The following is a 23,219-nucleotide window of genomic DNA, read 5'->3' as shown; positions in this document are numbered from 1 at the left end:
GCACCGACTGGGCCTTCCGGCCTCCCGCCTTCCGTTGACCCCCCGGCTTCCATCCGCCTGCTCTCCGAGAGAATTGAAGCCGGGGGGAGCCTTCTTACCCTCCGAGGGATCTCCGATGCAGCATCGGTTACGCTGGGCCCTCCTCTCCCCGGCCCTTTTGCTCTGCGTCGCGGTTTCGGCCGCGCCGATTTTCTCTGAAGACACCGACGACGATCTGGCCCGCGAACTCCCTCGCCTTCCGGCGACCGAACCGGCCGACGCCCTCGCCACGTTCCAGGTCCAGAACGGCTTCTCGCTGGTCCCCGTGGCTGTCGAGCCGCTCGTGACCGACCCGGTCGACGTTTGCTACGACGCCGATGGTCGGCTCTACGTGGTCGAGATGCGTGGCTATCCGTATCCTCAGGACGTACCCACCGGCCGCATTCGCCTGATCGAAGACACCGACGGCGACGGCGTGTACGACTCCGGCACGACCTTCCTTGACGACATCTCCTGGCCGACCGGCATCGTTCCCTACGACGGCGGCGTGTATCTGACGATCGCTCCCGACATCATCTATGCCAAGGACACCACCGGCGACGGTGTGGCCGACGTGCGAAAGGTCGTCTTCTCCGGCTTCGGCCTGAGCAATGTTCAGGGCCTGCTCAACGGCCTGCTCTGGGGACCGGACGGCTGGATCTACGGCGTTGCCAGCTCCAACGGGGCCGAGCAGGTGATCAACCACACCCGGCCCAATGATCCCCCCATTCCCCTCGGCCGCCGCGACTTCCGCTTCAAGCCCGACGCTTCGGTCTTCGAGCCGATTTCGGGAGGAGGTCAGCACGGCCACAGCTTCGACGACTGGGGCCACCGCTTCACGTGCTCCAACAGCAATCACATCCGTCAGATTGTCCTGCCGGCCGATTCCCTCGCCCGCAACCCCGATTACGCCGCCAGCACCCCGGTGGCCGACATCGCCGTCGAAGGCCCCGCGGCCCCGGTCTTCCGGATCAGCCCGGTCGAGCCCTGGCGGATCGTTCGCACCCGCCAGCGGGCCGCCGACCCCGAGTTCCGCCGCCGATTGCCCCCGAATGAACTCGTTCCCGCCGGCTATTTCACCTCGGCCACCGGCGTGACGGTTTACCGAGGCTCCGCCTACGGCCCCGAGTACCTCGGAAACGCCTTCATTGGCGATGTCGGCGGCAACCTCATTCACCGCAAGACGATGGAGATCGACGGTGCGGTCTTCAAGGCCACCCGAGCCGAGGATGGCGTCGAATTCGCCGCCTCGACCGACAACTGGTTCCGCCCGGTCGGTTTCCGCAACACTCCTGACGGCACCTTGCTGGTCATGGACATGTACCGCGAGACGATCGAGCACCCCGCCTCGATCCCCGAGCCGATCAAGAAGCACCTCGACCTGACCAGCGGCTACGATCGCGGCCGGCTGTACAACCTTGTCCCTTCCGGCTTCACCCGCCGCGAGCCTCCTCGGTTGAGCCGGGCTGCTTCGAGTGAACTTGTTCCCTTGCTCGCCGATCCCGACGCCTGGTGGCGCGAAACCGCCCAGCGGCTCCTGATCGAACGCAACGCCGTTGAGGTCGCCCCGGCCCTCCGCGCATTGGCCGCCGCTCGCCCGACGGCCCTCGGACGGATGCACGCCCTCTGGACCCTCGCCGCCCTCGGTCAACTGACGGCTGATGACCTCTTGCCCGCCCTCTCCGACGACGAGCCTCGCGTTCGGGAAGCCTCGGCCAAGCTTGCCGAGCCGATCGTGGCGGACAATGCCGCCCTCCGCGAGGCCCTGCTCGCCCTGGCCAGCGACGACGACTCGATGGTGCGATTCCAGGCCGCCTTCTCGATCGGAGCCGTGGACGGGCCGGACGCCATTGATGCTCTGGCCGCCATCGTCGAACGCGACACGAGCGACCGCTGGACCCGATCGGCCGTGATGAGTTCGCTCTCCGGGCGGGCCGACCAGTTGCTGACCGCGCTCGTCGATCGACCCGCCCTGCTTGATCGTCCCGAGTCCTCGGCCTGGATCAGCGAACTGGCCCTGCTCGTCGGGGCCTCGGCCGATCGGGGAGCGCTTGACGCCCTCCTCTCCCGGATCGCCGGTCCCGATGCCCGGCCTTCGGTCGTCCTTGCTGTTCTGACCGGCCTCGGCGAAGGGCTCCGACGCTCCGGAGGATCGGCCGCCACCTTGCTTTCGGGAGAAGCCGGAACCGCGCTCATTCCCGTTTTCGAACGCGCCGCCGAGACCGCCCTGGGCGAGACCGAAGGCTCTGACCGGGTCGAGGCTGTGCGACTGCTCGCCCTCGCTCCGAGCGACCTGGCGCTTGACGTGCTTCCCGAGCTGATTGACGGCCGACAGCCGGCCCCGGTCCAGCTTGCTGCCATGCGGACACTCGGCGACCGGACCGAAGCCGAGGTCGGCCCGATCCTGACCGCCGCCTGGCGGGCGCTCAGTCCTGCTGCCCGTCGCGAGGCCACCGAGGTTCTGTTCGCCCGGCCCGACCGGATCGTGGCCCTGCTCGACGCGATCGAAGCCGGCGACATTCCCGCCGGTCAGCTCGATCCTGCCCGACGGGATCAGCTCCTGCAAACCCAGGACGCCAAGCTCCGCGCTCGAGCCGAGCTGCTCCTGGCCAACATCGGCTCGTCCACCCGAGCCGAGGTGATTGATCGCTACAAGGGGGCCCTTGCTCTCTCTGGCGCGACCGATCGCGGCCAAATCGTCTTCCGGGCTGCCTGCGCCACCTGCCACAAGGCCGAAGGGTTCGGGGCCGAGGTCGGCCCCGATCTGGCGACCGTCACCAACCGAGACGAGGAGGGACTGATCATCCACATCCTCGACCCGAACCTTGAGGTCCTTCCCCAGTACCTCAACTACAACGTCGCCACGATCGACGGCCGCATTCTCAGCGGTCAGATCGCCTCGGAAACCCCCACTTCGATCACGCTCAAGCGCGCTGAAGGGGTCACCGACGTTGTCCCCCGCGACCAGATCGACGAGCTCGTTTCGACTGGCCAGTCCCTCATGCCCGAGGGGCTTGAGGAGCAGGTCTCCGTCGAACAGATGGCCGACCTGATCACCTACCTCAAGAGCCTCTCCGGCGGCTGATCCGAACCGATTGAGCCGAGGGTGGCGAGGGTCGATTTTCCGGTCCTCGCCACCCGTCAACCGATCTCACGGATCGAGATACCCCGGCAAGTACCGACTTGCCTGAGGCGCGATCCGGTCGGCCGGGTTCGAACCGTCGACAAGGGTGAACGCCACTCCCAGCGGCGACCGTCCCGGCCGGGCGACTCGGGTATACGGGCCTTCTCCCCAGTGGTCCCCCAGCGCCACCACGTCAACGCGGGTGATTGACTTGGAGGAGCGATCTACCTCGATGTCGCCGAGCAAGCTCGCGTCATACCCGCGACTGGCCTGCGACACATCGGCTGAGGTGGCGAGCAGCACGCTGCCGACGAGCCGGAGACGCACTCGATCGGGCGACACGTCCTCGACCGTCAGGGTCATCGACGCCTCCCGAACCTCTTCGTTGCTCCAGAACGGGGGTTCGCCTCGCGTGTTGTCGACCAGGTGGAAACGAACGATCCGCTGCACGACCCGGTCGGGAATTGGAACGACCTGGCCAGGCTTCGGGTCCTCGGGAATTAGTGCCTGCCAGTCCGACCGAGTCAACCAGAGGTGGTCGCGAGCGGCCTCCCCTCCTCGACCGGGGGCACAGGAGTAGACATCGGGATTCGCCCCCGAGTCGTCTCGTTCCAGCGCCCGGGTGAAGACCTTGACGATCAAACCGTCCTCTGGGGGCGTTCGGTCGTACTGCGCGTCGACCGTTCCCAGTTCCTCCGAGGCGATCGCCCCCGGGCGGCGGCGCGATTCCGGCAGACGCTCCCAGGCGTCGAGTGCGCCCCTGAGCACCTCTCTCATGACGTCCGGGGCCTGCCCGGCGTTTTTGTAGGCGAGCAAGGTGCCATCAGGTGTCAGCGTGTAAATCCCCTGAAGCGTGCCGCCACCCTGGCCGCCTCGCGGGCCTTGCTCGGCGACCTTGCGGAGAAATTCCCCTTCCGCGTCCTGTCGTCGCCGTTGATACCAGTCGTCGCCGACGACCGGGATGAAGTCTTCCGAAGCCATCCGGATGATCTCCGGATCCGAGAAACTGAGCGCACGGCCCAGAACCCCGTTGTTTCAGGTGCAGCCGAGCGGGTTGCCGTCCATCTCCCAAAGGAGAATCGGCTTCCCCTTGGCCGAGGCCTTGCGGCGTGCTTCCCATAGACTTGTTTCCCAGGGAATCTGCAGCCATTGCTCCTCATCCGGCCTTGGCTGAATGGTCCGATGAAGCGTCTCGAACCGCGCCGGATCGATCGGCTCCGACGCCCGAAGGCTCGGCCCCATCATGAGGGCCAGGGTAGCCCCCGCGATCGCGATTCGTCGAGAATCAATTCCAAGCATCTATGGTGTCTCCTGCGGAGTGATCGCGTCCCCCGACCCGCGACCGAGGGGCCACGATCTCGGCGATTCCATGCTACGAGTGTCGGGGGGCTCCCTTCAACCGCTCGCGCGGTTCGCTCCTCGGTTCTCTTCCAAGAACAAACGCCCCGCGAGGAGGCGGTCAGGCCGCTCCCCGCGGGGCGTTTGCGTGCGAGTCAGAGAAAAAGAGTTGCGCCGGGTCAGTTCCGATCGCCGTCTCGAACTCCTGCCGGGACGGGAGCCGAAGCCACCACCTCCGCGCCGATCGTCACGTAGTCGCCGACAATCTTCTCAACTTCCTGATTGTAGAACGACTCGCGGTTCCAGACCTTCTTGTCGTCGGCCGCAGGTCGGGCCATCGACTCGGGCTGATCGATCAGATCCTCGACCTCATCATCTTCGTCGCTCTTGAACTCGGCGATGAAGAGGTCCTTCTTCAAGGGCAAGTCCTTGCGGGTCTGCCGGTCGATGAACTTCTGGATCGCCTCGGCCTGCTTCTGGAACTTCTCGTCTTCCTCCCGACGCTTGGACGAGCGGTCGATCAGTTGCGAGATCAGTTCCGGAGAGACACGGCCCCAGTGTTCGTGCGGCAAGGGGTCGATCTCGTCGAAGGCCAGGGCGTTGTCCATCTCCCCTTCGCCGAGCTTCTCGATGTGGTCGGCCACGCTCGGGATGTGGATGTCCGGCGTCACGCCTCGAACCTGCGTGCTCATGCCGTTGGCCCGGTAGAACTGCTGAATCGTCAGGCGAAGGGCCCCCAGGTTCGGGAAGCCTTCCGGATTCCGGAGCCAGTTGTTCAGGTCGATGATGCTCTGCACCGTGCCTTTGCCAAAGGTGCTGGAGTCGCCGATCACCAGCCCTCGGCCGTAGTCCTTGATCACCCCGGCGAAGATTTCCGAGGCACTCGCGCTGGTGTGGCTGATCAATACGGCCAGCGGACCATCGTACGCCGTACCGGCGTCCTCGTCGTTGTACGGCAAGATGCCGTCGGCGTCTCGCACGCGGACCACCGGACCGGTATCAATGAACAGGCCCGACAGCGAGATCGCCTCCAGCAACAGACCGCCGCCGTTGCCTCGCAGGTCGATCATCACACAGTCGACGCCCTGTTCCTCGAACTCGGCGAGCAGCTTCTTGCAATCGCCCGTCGCGCTGACGGCGTTGGCGTCGCCTCGGCGGACGGCGGCGGTGTCGCCGTAGAAGCTCGGCAGGTTGATCACGCCGATCTTCAGCGGGGTGCCATCCGGAGCGGTGGTTTCAATCACCTCTCCCTTGGCGTGCTGGTCGGCCAGTTCGATCTTCTCGCGGACGATGTCGTACGTCTTCCGCTCCTTGGTGCCGGCCGGTTGCACGATCAGCTTGACGGTTGTGCCGCGCTTGCCGCGGATGACCCGGACCACGTCGCTGATCTTCTTCTCGTAGAAGTCCTCGATCTCACCGTCTTCCTTCTCGACGGCCAGAATCTTGTCCTCCGCCTTCAAGCGACCATCCTTCGCGGCCGCGCCGCCAGGAATGATCTCCTTGATGACCGGCAAGCCGTCTTCCATCGTCAGCGACGCGCCGATGCCCTCCAGCGAAAGCTGGAGCTGCTGGTTCATCATGTCTTCCAGGTTCTTCCAGCCCATGTACTCGCTGTGCGGGTCGATCGACTGCGAGAGGGCCGACAGGTAGAACTCCATCAGCTCCAGCATCTCAAACTGACGGAAGTACCTGTAAAGATTGTCCTTGTAGCGAATCTTCAGCCGCTTGACGGCCTCGTCGTACTCGGTGTCGTTGAGCATCTGCACCAGCAACTGGTACTTCAGCTCCTTGCGCCAGCGTTCGTTGGCTTCCTCGGCATCGGCCGGGTAGTCGAGCAGTTCGGGGTCATCGATGTAGGTCTCCTCGACCTCGAAATCGAAGCCCTCGTCGAGCATCGCGTTGATGGCTTCAAACCGCTCGTCAAGACGGGTCCGGAATCGTTCGAAGACCATCTGAGCAAACGAAAGGTCGCCGCGCCGGATCTGGTCGTCCAGCTCGTCCTTGAACGGTTCGAACTCGGCCAGGTCATCCTTCGTGAAGAACAACTTGCCGCGGTCGAGTGACTCGATGAACTTCTCGTGCCACTTGGCCGAAACCTCGTCGTCGATTTCCGGCTTGGAGAGGTGGGCCCGTTCGATCAGTTCGGCCACAATCCGTGCCGTGATCCGGTCGGCCTGCGACGGGTCAATCTTTGCGTCCTGCGCTCCCAGCATTGCTGAGACGCCCACGACGACCCCGAGGGCCGCCGCAATTCCTTTAAACCGATGTCGTGAAATCCGGGGCATACAGGCGGCTCCCGTTACGATCGCGTGACGAACTTCTTGCAAGTGGGACGGAACGATCCGCTCCCAGCCGATCCGATCAACGCGACGCAGACCTCCCAAGGGCCAACGCCGACGGGCGGGCTCCAGACCAGACCAACCGTCTCCAGACGGCCGGGGTCAAGAACATGGTTATTGTACGCACAATTTCGCAAATTGTGCGAGAAGACTTCTCATGACTCCGAATTCCTTCTTTTTCGATGCGAAAGCTCGGAAAAGCAGGAGGTTTGGGAAATCCGCCGTGTATGCTTTTCCTGGGGTGTTGGTGACGTTCGGTCCTCAATCAAGACGTCGTGCCCGAACGCCCCGCTCCTCCTTCTTTGATGATGCTCACCCAAGATGATGTTCGGAGCGAAGACCGATGAGCCGCCAGGCCATCCTGAGCATGCCGCTCAGTTTCGCCATTGTCCTGGTTGCCGCGATGGCCCTTTCCGGCACCGCTCGACAGGCCGAGTTGGGCCTCCCGGTCGAGAACCCCGGCGACCCGCTCCCGGTCGCGGACGAGGCGATCCGTCATGCGCCGCCTGAGGCTCCCGTCGAGGTCGAGCAACCGATCGCCGAACCCTCGGCAGACCCGCTTCCCGTCGAGGAGCATGGTTCCGTCCCGGAATCGCCAGACCTTCCCGATGCAACCGCTCTCCCGCCCGACGATACCTCGGCCCACTCCGCAGTTCATGCCGCGCCCGAACCGCCGCCAGCGCTGACGTCCCCGGAATCCTCTTCGTCTCGGGATCGGGAACACTGGCGGCCGATCGTTCCGCGCTCGACACTCCCTTCGCCCTGATCGCAACGGTTGGCGACCCGATCAGTCCTCCGCCGGTCGCCCTGCCTTCTGGCCCCAGATCCGAATGTTCCGGAACTGACCCGAGTCGTCGAACGACCCGACGCCGATCCGACCGGCCCCGAACGTCTCATCCTCGGTGGTCATGATCGGCGTCTCCATGTCGTCGAAGTAGACGGCAATCGTCCCGTCCACGACGTTTCGGACGAGCCGAACATGGTGCCAATCGTCCGTCCACGGCGTGCCTTCGGTCCGTTCCTTCGCAATCGAGACGCGGGGCTCGCCGTTGACCAGGAAGATGCTGTGCGCGTGCGGATCGGCTTCCTTGCCCAGATGGACGTAGTAGAAGTGGCTCGGGTCCTGATGACCGAAGAACAGGCAGAGGTCCCGGTGCCCGTAGTCTCGGGTCGTCGAGCGCACTTCCAGGTCCATCACGAACGAACCGAGCCAGAGGTGCTCCATCAGGGCGATGTTCAAGGGGGATCGCACCTCAGGCTGATAATCGCTGCCCGTGTGCTGCTCCAGCACCTTCTGGTCATCGACCTCGGTGATCCGCCAGGCGTCGGGGTCGGTGAATTCCCAGCCTTCGAGCCCGTGCGAGTCGAAGGTGGACGCTGCGACCAGAGGCCAGTCATACGCGGCCTTCGGGCGTTCCGGCTCGTCGGCCTGAAGGGAGAGCGAGCCTAGCACCAGCACCATCGAAGCGAGGGATGCGATCATTGGACGCCTCCGGATCGGTTCGGAAGGGAGAGGGATCGAACGCAGGCAGCGTCGTCACACACTGCTGCGGAAGTACATCACGTCCCCATCCTGGACGATGTACCCCTTCCCCTCAAGGCGCTGGAGGTTCTGGGCCTTCGCCTCTTTTTCGGAGCCGGCCCGGATCAGGTCGTCATACGCCGTGACCTCGGCGCGAATAAATCCTCGGGCCAGGTCGGTATGAATCTTGCCAGCCGCCTCAACGGCGTTGCTCCCCCGCTCCAGGTTCCAGCCACGGACTTCCGGATCGCCGGCCGTGAAGAACGTGATGACCCCGACCGCGTCATAAGCGGCCCGGATGATCCGGTCGCGGCCCAGCTCGGTGATCCCCCATTCCTCCATGAACCCGGCCCGCTCGTCGGGGGTCATCTGCTGCAGTTCCAGCTCCAGTTGGGCATCGATCGCCAGCGCGTTCGGGAACATCGCGGCGACCTTCTCCGGCACCCCTTCCCCTTGCGGAGCGTTGACGACCACCACCATCGCCTTGTCGGTGAGGATGCCGAACGACCGCATCGGTTTCTTTTCTTCCTCGGTCAGCTCCAGATCGGCGATTGCCTGCTCGCTCTCCAGCGCGGCGGCGCATCGCTTGACGACCTCAAGCTCCTTGATCAGGGCGTCCCGATCGGGCCTCGGTTTCTTGACCTGGCTTTCGAGCGTCTCGGCCCGCTTGGTCAACACGCTCAGATCGGCGAAGACCAGTTCATCGCGGAAGTTGGCCAGCTCGACGGCGGGGTCCTGATCGGGGGTGAAGCCATTCAGAACGACGACCAGCGCGTCTCCCTTGCGGATCAGGGCAAGCCGCTGCGGGTTGTCTCCGCTGCTTCCGGGCAAGAGGCCGGGCGTGTCGAGGATTTCGAGGTTCGCCCTCGTGATTTTCTTCGGCTTGAACATTGCCGCCAGCGTGTCGATCCGCGGGTCGTTCAACTCGGCGATGCCGACCTGCCCCGAGTGAACCTTGCCGGGGTCGGGCGTGACGCCGGTCAACAACTGAAACAAGGTGCTTTTTCCGCTGCCGGCGAAACCGACCAGACCCGCTTGCATCGACTTGGTGTCCTTCCAATCGTTCGGAATCAAACAAGAAAAGGGCGCGCGACGCGCTCGATCCGATTAGCCCGGACTCGGTTTCAGGCCGAGTTCCAGGGCATCCAACTGCGCGTCGAGCTGCGCCATCGCGTCGGGGCCGAGCGGCAAGTCGCCGAATCGGACCCGGTAAAAGGCCTCGACCACCCGACCGGGTACGTCGGTCAAGGGGCGGCCGTCGTGGTCCTGAATCCGGTCGCCGAGCAGCAACGAGGCTCGCCGGGCGAACTCTCTCGGAGTCTCGGTCGCCGGACGTTGCAGGCCATACTGTTCCAGCACTCTCACGAGCCGCACGTAGGCGGCCAGGGCTCCCGAAAGATCGCCCGCCAGGTTGTCCTCCCCTCCCAGGCGGCGGCTCATCATCCGCCAGACCCGACGGCCCAGCGTGATCAGGCCGACCAGAAACAGCATTCCCAGCGACGAGACGATGAACCCTCGGATGCTGAAAAACGCCGTCGGGCTGGGAAAATCGGTCAGCCACCGCACAACGTTCATCAAGGCCATCCGCATGATCCGGAACCCTTCGCGGGCCTCGGCCACCAGGGTTCGGATGGGCTGATACAGCAGTTGCTCCTGGCGATCGGCATTGAAGCCGGCAATGTAAAAGACCCAGATGTACCGCACGAAGTCGACGAGTTGTCGCAGGCTCTGCGGCAATTGGCTGACCAGGGCCACTTGTTCCTCCCGCTCGGCCGCGGGGGCCGGGTCGAGCGTCAACCAGATCGGAGAGCGGTCGGAGGTACTGGTCGAGCCGACGTACGCTTCCACCCAACTATGCGCGTGCCGCTGGCGGATGGTGAGCATCTGGGCCAGGTCGTTCCAGTCTCCCCCTTTGAACCCATTGACGACCCGAGACGGAATTCCCTGGCTTCTCAGCAACAACGCCAGCGCGCTGGCAAAGTATTCGCAGTGCCCTTGCTGCGTGTTGAGCAGGAAGTCGAGGTTTGGATCCAGGCCTGGATCGCTCCGGGTCATCTGAAGCGTATAGCGAAATGTTCCCGAATCTCTCAGATAGCGTTCGAGCGCCTGAGCCCGTTCGACCACGTCTTCCGGAGGAATCCCGGCCACCACCCGATCGGAGATTTCCCGGAGCGGCTCCTGAAGTTCCGGAGGAACGTCTCTCATGCCCCCCGCATCGGGGAAATAGTTCAAGACATCGTTCTCTCCCGGTTGGACCGAAACGGCTCCGGTGTCGAGATCGGACTTGATGACATAGTCGAGCGGGCCGTAGTTGCGCCGAAATCCCGTGATCCGCCGCACCCCCCGGTCCGGGTCGCGGATCAAGGTTCCGTCGTGCGAGTTCAGGGCGATCAACCCCTCAGGGCGAACTGAGATGTCCAAGATCGGCCGAACGCCGAAGATCACCCGCTCCGCGGTTTCTTCCATGCGGATGCGTTGTTCGAGGATCTGATCCGGAGCGCGTCGAGAGGCCGGAGGCGATCCCAGTTGAATCGCTCCTCGGTCGCGTGCCCAGCGGCCGTCGTCGTACCGGGAAAGCGTGACGCCTCTCCAGAGCAGTTCCCCCTCCTCGGGCTCGTACCGATTGCCTCCCTTGAACAGCTCTGCCGTGAAGACGACCGCGTTGTTTTCGAGGATCTCCCCCATCTGACCGAGTTGCACCTCGTCGCTGAAGCCGGTCAGGCTCCTCGGCGCCGAGGCCCCTCGCGGGGATTGCGATCGCACCTCCGACCGCGGCATGATCAAAAAGATGAACATGCCCAGGAGCAAGGTCATCGTTGCCGCTCGGGCCGTCGAGATGTAGAACGGCAAACCAAAGAGACCCGGATACGGCTCCGGCTCGGTTCGGCCGATCGCATCTTCCGGCAGACGCACCGGCCCGCTCCGCTGCCACTCGGGACCCGATCTCAGCGACTCGCGGTGCAGATAAAACAGGCTCAACACCCACAACGCCAGGATCGCCCAGATCACCAGCAACATGCCGACGCGGTCTCCCTGGCTGAGAAAACAGCCGACGAGCACCTGCATCAGCCCCAGGACGATCAAGTACCAGTCGTCCGACGGTTCTTTCGGACGGAACATCTTCACGATCGTCAGGTAATACAGCCAGTGGCCGCACGCCAGAACCAGTTGACTCCGATCCAGTTGATACTCGATGTAGACCAGCACCAACGACGCAATGCCCAGCAGGTTCGCCGCTCCGGTGGTTAGCCCCTTGCCGGGACGACGATCCACCGTGAAGAAGGCGATCATCCCCACCAGCGCCATCACCAGCGGATAGAGCTTCGGATAATGGACAAACGAGCCACCCAGGTCGATCGTCGCGTCCGAGTCGATGTTCAGGATCAAGGAGGAGAGGAACAGCAGCAAGTACATGCTGATTCGATAGAGTGACGCAAAGCTCACGAGCGCCCTCCCCCGTCGTGCGACGGTTCGGAAATGGTCCCATCACGATCGGCGGGCACGTCTCCATTGCCTGCGAATCTCGACTCGGCGAGTGGTTCGGCTTCGACCTCGGCCTCCTCCTCCCGCTCACTGGCGCGATCGCTCAACGGGCCGACGTCGAGGCCAACCCCGCGACCGCCGTCGAATCGGATGTAGTGGTCCAGATCGCCCCGAGAGGCATCCAGCACCAACGTCCGCCCTGTCAGCCTCAGGCCGGTCGATTCGTTCAGACGGGTCGATCGTTCGTATTCCTCGGCGAGGTTGGTGGCCCGGGTCGAGACGATCAAAATCATCGCGTCGCGCAGCATGGCCGGCGGCATCACGTCGAGCAAGCCTCCCACGTGCCCTTCCGGGGTGGGCCGCAGCAGGGCCAGGGCTTCGAGCAGTTCGTGCAACAATCGGATCGACGCCGGGCCGTGCCGGATCGCTGGGGTCGGCCCGGTCCAGCCGAGCAAGAGCCGTCTGCCTTGCGATCGGCACGTCTCCAGGCAGACCGTCGCGCAGAAGCGAATCGCCCGCTCGACCGCCTCGCGCTGCTCGGCCGTCGCCTTGGTCCGGGGAAGCCACGGATCGAGCAGAACGGCGAGATCCTGATCGCTCTGCTGTTCAAACTCCTTGACCATCGGCTGGCCAAGCCGGGCGCTGGTCCGCCAGTGGATCCACCTCGGGCTATCTCCCGGCCGATAGTCGCGCAGGCCGTGATATTCCTGCTGCTGCGACGACCGATCGTGTCGGCGTCCCCGTCTTGTCTCGGTCGCCTCTCGGAATATCCGCCGCCAGCGTCGCGTCAACGTCCCCACGGTCGGATAGACGATCAACGAGCCCGGTTGTTCGATCGTCACCCGACGCTCCAGCAGGCCGAACGGCAATCGCGTCACCAGCTCGATCGTCCCGAACCGATACCGACCCCTCGCCGGGGCCTGTCCTCTCCAGGAGACCCGCAGCCGATCTTTCCCCGGCACCCTCGAAAAGAAGACCTTCGGGTAAAGCTCTCGGGCCGAAGGGGTCCCCGGCTCGTCGGGAGTCAACAGATCAACCGCCGACATCGCCAGCGCTTCCCGCCATCGGTGCGGATTTTCGAGTGTGTAGTCGATCACCAGCGGATCGTCGGCGAAGACGTACGGCGGCCCTCGCCGGATCACCAGCAGCCCTCGAAGCACCGAGGCGCTCACGAAGATCGATCCCACGATCGGACCGGCCGCCAGCCCGGCGATCAACAGCACCAGGTTGATCTGCTGATACAGCCCCGTGCCGAGCAAGATCAGCCAGACCGCGATGTATCCCACCCCCTCGATCGTCCAGCGCAATGTCTGACTCGGCCGCAGCGCGGCGGTCGCAGCGCGAGCGATCTTACCGATCGGGCTTCGGGCCATGCGATGGTGTCCCCGACGGGTTCAGGTCCGTCCGGTTGGGCGTGGAGACGAACGGGTGAAGTGGAGCAACAATGGCTCGGACGCGGGCCGAGCCTCAGGACGGAACCCGGATCCGATCCACCAGATCGCGGATGATCGCTTCCGAGGCATTGAACTCACCGGCCTGCAAGAACGATTTGCCAACGACCCGGTGCGCGAGCACCGGCAAGCTCATGGTCTTGATATCGTCGGGCACCACGTACGATCGGCCGGAAACCAGGGCAAACCCCTGCGCCGCCCGGTAGAGCGTCAACGCCCCTCGGGTGCTGACCCCCACGTTCAGGTCTTCGCTGTCTCGGGTTGCGTGGACGATCTCCAGCAGGTAGTCGGCGATGGAGTCGTCCACCTTGACCGACCTCGTCGCCTGTTGCAGCTTCAGGACCTCATCCCGAGACAGCACCGGCTGCAGCGATTCGACCGGCTCTCCCATGCGGTGGGTCGTCAGGATATTCCGCTCCTCGCTCGGCAACGGATAGCCCATGCGGACCCGCATCATGAAGCGGTCGAGCTGGCTCTCGGGTAACACGTAGGTCCCTTCGAACTCGAACGGGTTTTGCGTGGCCAGCACCAGAAACGGCGGTTCCAGCGGATACGAGTTCCCCTCGACCGAAACCTGGCGGTCCCCCATCGCTTCGAGCAGGGCGCTTTGCGTTCGCGGAGTCGTCCGGTTGATCTCGTCGGCCAGAATCACGTTGGCGAACAACGGGCCCGGCTTGAAGACGAATTCCCCCGTCCCCGAGTTGTACACGCTCGATCCCAGGATGTCCGACGGCAGCAGGTCGGGCGTGAACTGAACCCGTCGGAAACTGCAATCAATACTGGCCGCCAGGGCTCGGGCCAGCAGCGTCTTGCCCACACCCGGCACATCCTCAATCAAAACGTGCCCTTCGGCCAGCAGTGCCACGGCCACCAGCCGGATCACCTCCGGCTTGCCCAGCACAACCGAGCCGACGTTCTCGATCAGGCGATCGAGCAACGCGAGCAGCGATTCCAGTTCCGGCGCGGACAACTCGTCGGTGGTCGGAGCACTCATAAACGTCTTCCGCGAAGGTCGCTCGATCGGACGGGGCCGGCGATTCACAATCGGCCGATTATACAAACGGTGATCTTCGGTTGCTACGCCCCGGAACTTGCCACTCGCGTCCGCCCCGTGACGCAACGCTCCGCGTATGGTATGGTGCGCCCCGGAAGAAGTGGGCGGCTCGACGGTCGATCGCCCCGATCTAGTTCGGAAGAGTATCGGGCCGATGGCCGAGGCACCGCCGACGGTCGCCCTTCTGGCCGGCCACATCTCCCAGCGCGGAGAGGTTCGCCGGCTGGCTCAGCTCGTCGATCGCCTGGCTCACCGAAGCGTTGCTGCGCTGGTGATCTGTGCCGGCGGCGCGGCCGATCTTCGAGAGCTCAACGTCCCGGTTCTCGAAGATCCGTGGCTCAATCGCCCCTGGCTTTCCCGCATCGCTGTCCGACGCCTCCTGGTCGACGAATCCGAAACCCGGATCTCCCTCGTCCACGCCCTCCACGATGAGGTCGCCGAGGCCGCCGCCCGGCTCTCGGCCGCTCGCGCCGTCCCCCTCATCCGGACGATCGAGGATGACCCGCCAGCCGACACTTCCCTTCGGCTCCACGTTCCTCAACTGACCACCGTGGTCGTTCCCGACGACGGCTTGCGTCAGCGGCTGGTCGATCGTTCCTTCCTTTCCGAATCGTTTTTCCAGGTCATTCCTCCCGGAATCGACCCCGCGATCGGTGCAAGGACCGAGAACGACCCGCTGGCCTCCAGCCGGCTACCGGTCATCGGCGCGATCGGTCGCTTCGGCCCGTCCTCGGGGTTCGAGACCTTTCTTGACGCCATCTTCCGCATCGTCGAAGCCGGCCGCGACATCGAGTTCCTCATCGGTGGCCTCGGTCCCGGAGAGCCCCGCCTCCGCCGCCGAGCCCATCGGCTCGAACTGACCGATCGTCTCACCTTCGCCCCCCCCGCCGCGCTCGAATCCGCCTTCTGGCGGGTCATGACCCTCTACGTCCACCCGGCAACCTCCTCCACCAGCGCACCGGCCCTGCGATCCGCCCTCGTCGCCGGGATCCCCTGCATCGCCACCGACGTTCCCGGCCCCCGGGCGCTCCTGGCCGATAACCGCGGCCTGCTCGTCCCCCCGGCCGACCCCTCCCGCATGGCCGCCGCCATCCTCGAACTCCTCGATCAACCCCTCCTCGCCCGATCCCTCGCTGATCACGCCCAATCCTGGGCCATCCCTCGCTTCAACCCCGACCACGAGGCCGACGCCCTCGCCTCCCTCTACCACTCCGTCCCTGCTGATCGACGCCCCCGATGACCCGTTCCAGGATCCGTCCATCTCCTTCCGATTCGAAAAAAATCGTCGTGTTCGACGTTTTGTGTTAAATTCTACTCAGAACCCCCAAATTCGCCATTTTGAACGCGATTCGGGAGAGGTGTCCGCACCCTGGCCACCGATCAGGTGCCCCCCGATTGGGAAGCGTCCCACGGTTCCCTGCCAGGGGTTGCCGGTTGCGGACGGTGGAATTCGGTTGTTGCTTCGATTGATCGACCTCTGAGAACACACCAGATGGCCAACACGCGAGCGTTTCGTCCTCGATCGGTCGAGGGCTTGGAGGATCGGGTCCTGCTCAGCACCTTCGGCCGCGCGGTCCCGGCCGAGGTTGCTTCCATCGAGCCGAATCGACCCTCCCTGGCGAGCAGGATTGCCGCCCGACTCTCAACGGCTTCAGAAGTTCAAAGCGTTCCAACCTCCTCCACGGTCCTCGTGGACGGTCGGCTCCCCTGGAATGTCTCCGGGGTCGCTCGGCTGACGTTCACCGTGTATGCCTCGGAAACCAGCGACGAAATCCTGTTCCAGGAAACGCAACGCGTGGTCATCCGGCACGGCGCCTACCAGGTGCGGCTCGGGGCCGAGACACCGGGAGGAATTCCGTCCTCACTGGCAACCGAGAACGACTCACTCTACATGGCCGCCGCCCGAGTCTTCCGGCCCAATCGAGAGCTCGGCCCCCGCACCCCGATCGCCGCCTCGGCCTTTAGCCTCGAACCCGGACCTCCCGGCCCCGAAGGCCCTCCCGGCCCGGTCGGCCCCGAAGGCCCTCAAGGCGAACAAGGCCCGGTCGGCCCCGAAGGACCACAGGGTGACCAGGGCCCCGTTGGTCCTGAAGGCCCTCAGGGTGAAGCAGGACCCATCGGCCCCGAAGGCCCCCAGGGTGAGCAAGGCCCGGTCGGCCCCGAAGGACCCCAGGGCGTACCCGGGCCGATGGGACCAAGTGGCGTGATCCAGGCATTCTACCTGCCGGGAATCAGTCAAACCCCCACCTTTGACGTGGCCTTCCTCAGCCCGGCTCAAAACGTTTTCGTCGAGGCGGGGCAGGCGGTCTACGTCTCCGCCTCGATCGAGCTGGGCACTGGGTTGAGTCTCGGCGAAGGGGCCCTGACCCTGGGCATCGGGGTCATCGAGCCCGACACCGTCTCGGGCCTTCCGACCTTAATCACCCCATTCAATTCGATCGCCCAATCCCCGCTCTCCCGAGAGATCTACACCCTCAGCGCCCTTTACACCGTGGTGGAGACTGGTGTCTACAGCTTCGGAATGGCTGGCAATTCCGCCGCACCCAACTGGCTGGGTGGCTTCGCCGCCGCAACCACCGTACTGGTGATCCAGCCGGGAAGTATGCCCGTCTAAGCTTGAGGTCGAAGATCCTCCGGACCGACCAGGAAAGGGGGGCTCCCACGACCTACCCGCCGCGCCTGGAATCGATTCCGGGCGCGGTGGTGTCAGCAATCCTGACCAAAGCCCTCAGTCCCACTCGATTCCAACACCTTCCGCTCATACACCTTGGCCCAGCAAAGAAAGTCGTACACCGACAACAACCCGCAGAACACCAGCCCCGGCTTCCCGTCGAGAAAACCGAGCCGGAAGATATAGGCATACACGAAGCGAATCACGGGCCGCATCGGCAGCCGCAGATAAACCTTCTTCAAGAAGCGTTTGAACCGTTTCCCCCGGCCGATGCCGCTCGGGATCGGCTCGTTCAAAAACCGCTCGTATTGCTCCGCTTCCCACGAGGCGTAGCGGTTGTGTTTTTCGACCCAGGCGTCGATCGTCGGATAGGCGTAGTGGTCCAGTTCATGCGTCAAGCGGCCGACACGCCCGTGCAGCTCAACATGCTCATGCGCCTCGTTATCGCCGGTTCGGGCCCCTGGTGTGACGGGCATCCGCTCGTAACGCCCCAGGCGATGCTTGAAAAAGCGCAGGTTCCAGCACTCGGCGTAGCCGCAATGGCGAATGCGACGGCCGAGAAAGTAGTACTTCATGTTCAATTCATAGCCGTCCGCCTCGTCGGCGGCGATCCGACGCTCGATCTCCTCGGCAAGTTCGGGGGGAACGACCTCGTCGGCATCGACGATCAACACCCAATCGTTACGAAAAGGCAAGGTGTCGAGCGACCAGTTCTTTTTCTTCGGATACACCCCGTTGAACTGGAATTGCACGACCGTTGCGCCATGCTCCTCGGCCACAAACGCGGTGGCGTCGTCACTCTGACTATCGACCACGAACACCTCGTCCGCCCAGGCCAGGGCCGGCAGGCATCGCCTGAGGTTCTCGGCCTCGTTCTTCACCGGCACGATCACGCTCACCGGCACCCGAGCCGTCTGCGTTGCGTCCCGAGGTTCGGATTCGGTTTCGACGATGCTCGCCATCGGTGCGATTCTCCTTGTGGGTTCTTCGGCGTTCGATCGGAATTCAGTCGGCCGCCTCGACCGCTTCGGGCCTCGGGCCGCCCCCGGCGAGCCATCGGTAGACCTCGGCCAATCGTTCCGCCTGACGATCCCAGGTGTACTGCGACTCAACCAGTTCCCGTCCTCGATTCCCGAGCGTGGCCCGTTCCTCGTGTGATCGTTCCAGCAGCGACCGAAGCCCCTCCGTCACCCCGTCCTGGGTCGGCTCGATCACGATCCCGCCCCCGGACCGGTCCAGTTCCGCGAAGTGACAGGCGGTTGTCACCACCACCGGCAAGCGAGCCGCCAGCGCCTCCAGAATCGCCATGCTGAACCCTTCGCTGTAACTGGGCAGTACAAACGCATCCGCTGCCCCCCAGACCCGCCTGGCGGCGCTCCCGGAAACGTGACCAAGCTGCGTCACCCGATCCTCCAGGCCCTTCCCCTCCATCTGCGTCAAGAATGGCGACAACGCTCCGTCGTCGTGCCCGGCAAGCAGGATATGAACCTCCGGATGTGCCCTCGCCAGCCTCCCCATCGCCTCGGCCAGCAGGTCGAGCCCCTTTTTTACGTGCAGTCGGCCGAAGAACAGGAGACAGAACTTCCCAACCAGCTCCGGATGCTCCGCTTCCAGCTCCGACCGATCCGGCAAGTCGTCGAACGGCCCCAGGTCCACCCCGTTCGGCACGAAGCAGACCGTTGCGTTGGGCGCCAGGGCACGCAGGTGTCCAATTTCAGGACGTGAGAGCGCGTGCAAGGACGACGCCTGCTTCAGATTCTTCCCTTCGATCAGGGCCGTATACACCCGCTTCTTGAGCGCCTTGTGCTTCATGGCCCACGGCTCGGCCATCCCGTGCGCCGCGATCAAGTAGGGCACTCCCGACTGTCGGGCCACCGCCGCCCCTCGCCGGGTCTGGTATTGCCAGAGGCCGTGGATGTGAACCACCTCCGCTTGTCGCACACTCGCATCAAGATCCGTTTCCGGGCCATGCAGGGTCAGGCCCACCGGCAACTCCAGTGCCTCACGCCGTGATGGGGTCGGCGTCACGATCTCGACCCGTTCCTCACCTCGACCGGCCAGCGCACCGGTCATGCCCAGAATGCTCGGCACCATGCCCCCGTCTCGTCTCGGATCGAGTCCGTTGCACAGGTGCAGCCAGCCTGTCCGGGTTGGGCGTGACGTGTCCGCCGTTTGCTGGGAGGCGGTTGCGGTGATGGTCCGTGCCGACATGGCGATCCCTCGATGTGATCCCTGGAATTCAAGCGAATGCGCAAATGATTTGAGTTACGAGGCCCGCCGCAACTTCGGTCGGGTCCGCGCCGCGACCGCGCGATCGACTGCGTCCAGCAATCCCTTCCCGAATCGTTCGGGCCCCCAATCGGCCACACACTCGGCGGCTCGTTCTCCCATGCTCTCGCGTTCCGAGTCCGACCGGGTCGCCATCCAGGTCAGGGCCTCGGCAATCGCCTCGACCCGAGTCGGATCAAACTGCATCCCCGTCGTGCCCGTCGGTTCCGGAACCAGCGTGCCCGCCGCCCCGACCCGATCACTGACCAGCAGGGGCAACCCGCTCGCCGCGGCCTCGTTGACCACCAGGCCCCACGGTTCCGAAACGCTCGCCAGCACAAACGCCGATGCGAACGCATACCAGGGCGCCAGCTCCTCCTCTTGCAGGAAGCCCGGCCGATGAATCCCCTGCCCTGCCCCACACCGAGTCACGGCCCGCTGAACCGCCAGTTCTTCCGGTCCCCCACCACACAGGATCAGATCCCAGGCATTTGCTCGACCCACTCGCTGGCAGTATTCTCCGTAAGCATCGATCAGCATCGGCAGATTCTTTTCCTCGGCAAACCGGCAAACACTCAGGAAGTACGGCCGATCCGGAATGCCGTTCCGTCCCTCGGGCGACCGTCGCGCCGCGTCGGTTCGGTTGGCGAAGGCGGCGTTATCGACCGCGTTATATCCCATCGTGATCCGATCGCTCGGCATCCCCAGCACTTCCAGGTAAGCCTGGTGACTTGCCCCTCCCACCAGGGCGGCATCGAAGACCCGCAGCCGATGCCGCTTGATGGCCTCCTTCCACCACTGGCGCGGGCGGTCGATCTCCTGACTTTCTGACATCAGCACCGACGGCCTTCCCATCCGTCGCGCCCACCGGGCCGCGGCCATCACCTCGGGCCGAACATAGCCGCTGACGGCGACCGCGTCGGGGTGCTGAGCATCGAGCACTTCCTCCATCGCCAGCGCACAATCCTGGTCGGTCAGGTCTTCCAGCACTTTCCCGGGGAACAGGACGATCCGATCAAACGGCTCCGCCCGCTGGTCCGCTTGCCACGGATAGCGACGTTCGGTCCCTGCCGTTTCGATGGCGACGACCCGCCCTCCTTGCGTTGCCAACTGCATCGCCGCGGCCCGCAACCGAGCCAGGTGGTACGGGCCAAGGTTGGTGAAGCTGATCGCAAGTTTCATGGCGAAGACACTCCGTTGTGAATCCTTGATCCCGTCCTGAGAGAGGGGGTGCGTCCGACGAGTCCGCTGGGGGTCGAATCCGAGGGCCTTACCGGGTTGATTCCGTCAGGCGGTGAACCACCCAGAGCATCACCATCGGCGCGAAGATGGTGTGACCGTACAGGTAATAGAACCAGATCGCCGGATCATCGTTCACCGTCATCAGCCAGGCGTTGAAATACGTTAACGACCACCACGCCTGAGCCCACGGCGTATCGGCGTGGTATCGGAAATAGTCGTACCCGCTCCGGATCACCAGGGCCACCACCGCCAGCACGATCACCGTGCCGATGGCTCCACCGTTGAGTTGCGTGGCCCCAAGGATCCCAATGGCTGGACCCGTAAATTTTTCATCACGTTTGAATTCCGAGCCCGCCATCCAGGCCGCCTTCCACTGATCGCGTCCGAATAGGGGTTTCTCGGGCCAGAGGGGGCGGGGAATCCAGGTTGAGAACAGGCGAAGATAATTCGCCCCATAGTCGTAACCTGACTTGTGCGGCACGGTGTCCATCATGAGCAGGAAACCGCCGTACTCCTTCGTCTCGTGGCTCATCGCATAACGAAGTGGCATCCCTTGCGTATTGGTCGACTCCTTGAGGTTCAGGCTGACGAGGATCTCCGACGGATCAAACGTCGTCACGAACTCCATGAAGGAGTCGATCCCCCCTTCCTTGCTCCTGTTGTGCTGAATACGCCAGCCGATTGCCACCGCCACCACCAGGCAACCAATGGCTGCCGCCGTGGCGATCGTTCCGATCGACGGCCTCCTGTACCTCGGCACGTACCACGCCGCAAAGGCTGTTAGAATGCCGAACAATGAGTGCGACCGCTTCCCGAAGTACATCCAGATCAAGGTGTACGATAACGTGATTGCCAGCCCTGCGATTGTCAGGGCCGGCCGGGGCCGGTTCGGTTGCCGTCCCGTGACGATCAGCAAGATTCCCGCCACCAGTTGCATGGTCGGGAACTGCAACATCAAGCGTTGCTCGCTGCTCATCAGGTTCGGGTCGTCGCCGCTCCAGCGTCTCAAGACGAGCCAGGCACTGGCCAGGCCCCAGCCGACGAGCAAGGGGACCAGCGTCATCACGATTCCCGGCGACCACGACCGCGGCGCTCTCGGCACCCGCTTCGCAATCGCCTTCCCGATTCCGCTGTAATAGATCGCCAGGAACCAGAGCAAGGCCCAGAACGCCCGAGCATTGGCCGCCGTCGTCACGTCCACTCCCCGAACATTCAGCGCCCAGTCACGATGCATCGTGGCCTGAATGACGTAGACGTGAAAATAGCCTGTTAAAAACAACCAGATTGGCGCAAACGGGTCAAAATCCCGTCGAAAAACCCGCGCAAGCACCATTCCGATGATGACCGAGGCCGTACCGAGAACGTACTGTTGATCATGATCCATGGGTGCGAATCCTTCGCCCCGGTCTGCACCGTTCGTCGGCCCGATCGGGCGACGACCGACGACCGATCATCCGTGCTCCGGCACTCCCGCCGTGACCGCATCAGCCACCGAGCGGTGATACCGCGTCCAGTCAAACGCCTCGGCCCTCAACCGCGCCGCCACTCCATACGACGCCCTCAGTTCCGGGTTCCTCCCGAGCCGTTCCATTGCCATCGCCAGCGCCTCCACGTCGGCCGGAGGCACCACAATTCCGTCCACGCCATCCCTTGCCACCGAACCCGACGACGGTGTCACCACACTCGGCAAGCCGCTCGCCAACGCCTCGTACGTCACCACCGCCGACCCTTCGAACAACGACGGGAACACAAACACGTCTGCCGATGCCATCACCCCCGGCACTTCGCCGTGCGGCACCCGGCCAAGCAGTTCGACCCCCTCCATCAATCCCGCCAGCGGGCCAAGAATCCGTGGCGCCGCCCCCAGCAGTTGCAACCGCCACCCCGGTCGTCTCACCTGTTGCCAGGCCCGCAGGAGGTAGGCAATTCCCTTCCGCTGACTGATTCCTCCCGCAAACAGGAAGGTGCAAGATGATCCATGCGTTTTCCCGTCCTTCGGCCGAAATCGCCGGGTATCAGCCGCGTACGGAATCACCCGGATTCGATCTCCCGGTATCCCATGCTTGCGTAATTCTCCGGCAATGTGCTCCGAAGGGACCAGAATTCGGTCGGCCAGTTCCAGGTCTTGCAGGCGACGCTCGTGCAGCCAGTCCAGTTCTCCTCGGTCGATCGGCTCGTCGCCCAGGTAAAGGTGAAACACCTCGGGCGATCGTTCCGCCTCCTCGATCAAGATGCGCCGCTCCTCGCGGATGTCGCCGTGCACCATGCTCAACACGGCGAAGACCCCCTGCCGCCGGCACTCGGGCAGGGCATGCACCGATCCCACATCACTGAAAATCAGGGCCGTATCGGGCAGGGTCTCTCGGATCGTTCGGGCGAGGGTGCGATCAAACCGATCGGTTCGCCACCGAGCCAGCCCTCCCCGCCCTTTCGCCCAGCGCCCCGAGAGCCTTCGCTCCAGCGCCAGGCTCGTGTCAAACGCCAGGGTTGGTCGAACTCGATCCCCCGGAATCTCATCCAGGTGCCGCCGCTTGAGTGATCGCTCGGCCCGAGCGAACCACCCCGGCGCGACCGCCGCTCCCAGGCGGCTCCATCGCTCGGTACCTCGGTAATAGAACCCGGTGAGAAACGTGTCGAGTTGCCCGCGATCCGCCAGCCCGACCACCGCCTGATAGGCCGGCGGCCGCGCATCCGGACACGCCACCACGA

17 protein-coding genes are annotated in these 23,219 nt (G+C 64.2%); 4 read left to right on the top strand and 13 right to left on the bottom strand.

What is annotated here, in order from left to right; translation table 11 throughout:
• Positions 1–115: 115 nt before the first annotated feature.
• A complete protein-coding gene (locus GA615_RS05975; RefSeq protein WP_152050352.1) occupies positions 116–3,103 on the top strand; it encodes a PVC-type heme-binding CxxCH protein in 2,988 nt (995 codons plus the stop codon).
• A gap of 66 nt (positions 3,104–3,169) precedes the next feature.
• On the opposite strand, the gene GA615_RS05970 is transcribed toward GA615_RS05975, so the two are convergent.
• The 3 genes from GA615_RS05970 to GA615_RS05960 all read right to left on the bottom strand — a co-directional run bounded on the left by GA615_RS05970 (position 3,170) and on the right by GA615_RS05960 (position 6,765).
• On the bottom strand, positions 3,170–4,123 hold the full coding sequence (locus GA615_RS05970; protein WP_152050351.1) for a hypothetical protein: 954 nt from the start codon (positions 4,121–4,123) through the stop codon (positions 3,170–3,172).
• Between the two features lie 54 nt (positions 4,124–4,177).
• On the bottom strand, positions 4,178–4,441 hold the full coding sequence (locus GA615_RS05965; protein WP_152050350.1) for a hypothetical protein: 264 nt from the start codon (positions 4,439–4,441) through the stop codon (positions 4,178–4,180).
• 218 nt (positions 4,442–4,659) lie between these two features.
• Complete coding sequence (locus tag GA615_RS05960) at positions 4,660–6,765, bottom strand: carboxy terminal-processing peptidase (RefSeq protein ID WP_152050349.1); 2,106 nt, start codon at positions 6,763–6,765, stop codon at positions 4,660–4,662.
• Positions 6,766–7,162: 397 nt separating this feature from the next.
• On the opposite strand from GA615_RS05960, the gene GA615_RS05955 reads away from it, so the two are divergent.
• A complete protein-coding gene (locus GA615_RS05955) occupies positions 7,163–7,585 on the top strand; it encodes a hypothetical protein (protein WP_152050348.1) in 423 nt (140 codons plus the stop codon).
• 21 nt (positions 7,586–7,606) lie between these two features.
• On the opposite strand, the gene GA615_RS05950 is transcribed toward GA615_RS05955, so the two are convergent.
• The 5 genes from GA615_RS05950 to GA615_RS05930 all read right to left on the bottom strand — a co-directional run bounded on the left by GA615_RS05950 (position 7,607) and on the right by GA615_RS05930 (position 14,269).
• Complete coding sequence (locus GA615_RS05950; protein ID WP_152050347.1) at positions 7,607–8,302, bottom strand: hypothetical protein; 696 nt, start codon at positions 8,300–8,302, stop codon at positions 7,607–7,609.
• Positions 8,303–8,356: 54 nt separating this feature from the next.
• Positions 8,357–9,382, bottom strand: a complete 1,026-nt coding sequence (locus tag GA615_RS05945) for a DUF933 domain-containing protein (protein WP_152050346.1) — start codon at positions 9,380–9,382, stop codon at positions 8,357–8,359.
• 66 nt (positions 9,383–9,448) lie between these two features.
• A complete protein-coding gene (locus tag GA615_RS05940; RefSeq protein WP_152050345.1) occupies positions 9,449–11,785 on the bottom strand; it encodes a transglutaminase TgpA family protein in 2,337 nt (778 codons plus the stop codon).
• On the bottom strand, positions 11,782–13,197 hold the full coding sequence (locus GA615_RS05935) for a DUF58 domain-containing protein (protein ID WP_152050344.1): 1,416 nt from the start codon (positions 13,195–13,197) through the stop codon (positions 11,782–11,784). The genes GA615_RS05940 and GA615_RS05935 overlap by 4 nt, the downstream gene beginning before the upstream one ends.
• A 94-nt stretch (positions 13,198–13,291) precedes the next feature.
• Positions 13,292–14,269, bottom strand: a complete 978-nt coding sequence (locus tag GA615_RS05930) for an AAA family ATPase (RefSeq protein ID WP_152050343.1) — start codon at positions 14,267–14,269, stop codon at positions 13,292–13,294.
• 214 nt (positions 14,270–14,483) lie between these two features.
• Here GA615_RS05930 and GA615_RS05925 point away from each other — a divergent pair, with 214 nt between their 5' ends.
• Together GA615_RS05925 and GA615_RS28410 are read left to right on the top strand one after the other, a co-directional pair.
• The gene (locus tag GA615_RS05925; RefSeq protein ID WP_161602196.1) at positions 14,484–15,569 is read left to right on the top strand and encodes a glycosyltransferase family 4 protein; all 1,086 of its coding nucleotides are present in this window, start codon (positions 14,484–14,486) and stop codon (positions 15,567–15,569) included.
• A 252-nt stretch (positions 15,570–15,821) separates the two neighbouring features.
• Positions 15,822–16,943: a collagen-like protein gene (locus GA615_RS28410; RefSeq protein ID WP_261343918.1), complete on the top strand. Its 1,122-nt coding sequence runs from the start codon at positions 15,822–15,824 to the stop codon at positions 16,941–16,943.
• Between the two features lie 92 nt (positions 16,944–17,035).
• On the opposite strand, the gene GA615_RS05915 is transcribed toward GA615_RS28410, so the two are convergent.
• The 5 genes from GA615_RS05915 to GA615_RS05895 form a co-directional block, all read right to left on the bottom strand.
• Complete coding sequence (locus tag GA615_RS05915) at positions 17,036–17,962, bottom strand: glycosyltransferase family 2 protein (RefSeq protein WP_152050341.1); 927 nt, start codon at positions 17,960–17,962, stop codon at positions 17,036–17,038.
• A 43-nt stretch (positions 17,963–18,005) separates the two neighbouring features.
• On the bottom strand, positions 18,006–19,211 hold the full coding sequence (locus tag GA615_RS05910) for a glycosyltransferase (protein WP_152050340.1): 1,206 nt from the start codon (positions 19,209–19,211) through the stop codon (positions 18,006–18,008).
• 54 nt (positions 19,212–19,265) lie between these two features.
• Positions 19,266–20,450: a glycosyltransferase family 4 protein gene (locus GA615_RS05905; RefSeq protein ID WP_152050339.1), complete on the bottom strand. Its 1,185-nt coding sequence runs from the start codon at positions 20,448–20,450 to the stop codon at positions 19,266–19,268.
• Between the two features lie 88 nt (positions 20,451–20,538).
• On the bottom strand, positions 20,539–21,894 hold the full coding sequence (locus GA615_RS05900; RefSeq protein ID WP_152050338.1) for a hypothetical protein: 1,356 nt from the start codon (positions 21,892–21,894) through the stop codon (positions 20,539–20,541).
• A gap of 66 nt (positions 21,895–21,960) precedes the next feature.
• Complete coding sequence (locus tag GA615_RS05895; protein ID WP_235905126.1) at positions 21,961–23,217, bottom strand: glycosyltransferase family 4 protein; 1,257 nt, start codon at positions 23,215–23,217, stop codon at positions 21,961–21,963.
• Between the last annotated feature and the right edge of the window lie 2 nt (positions 23,218–23,219).

The sequence above is a fragment of the Tautonia marina genome, from assembly GCF_009177065.1.
In the GTDB taxonomy this organism is placed as follows: Bacteria; Planctomycetota; Planctomycetia; order Isosphaerales; family Isosphaeraceae; genus Tautonia; species Tautonia marina.
Note: the sequence above shows the minus strand (reverse complement) of the source record. Positions and strands in the feature narration are given on the sequence as shown.